A 239-nucleotide genomic window follows, 5' to 3' on the forward strand; every position below is an offset into this window, starting at 1 on the left:
GAGCGCGGTGCCGGGACCAGGCAGGCACCGTGCCGCCAGGCCAGCCACATCTCCTCGCAGGAGGCGTCGAACGCCACGGACAGTCCGGCGAGTACGCGGTCCCCGGGGCCGAGCGGTCGGTCCTGTAGGAACAACCGGGCCTCGGCGTCCACGAAGGCCGCAGCCGACCGGTGGGAGACCGCGACACCCTTGGGCCGCCCGGTGGTTCCGGAGGTGAAGATGACCCACGCGTCGTCCTC

At 72.8% G+C, this 239-nt stretch carries 1 protein-coding gene; it reads right to left on the reverse strand.

Annotation, left to right across the window (positions count from 1 at the left end; translation table 11 throughout):
• Positions 1-239, reverse strand: a 239-nt coding sequence (locus O5O46_RS35255) for an AMP-binding protein (RefSeq protein WP_269859768.1), incomplete at both ends; no start/stop codon positions are given.

This window comes from Streptomyces sp. RPT161 (assembly GCF_027533845.1).
Classification (GTDB): Bacteria; Actinomycetota; Actinomycetes; order Streptomycetales; family Streptomycetaceae; genus Streptantibioticus_A; species Streptantibioticus_A silvisoli_A.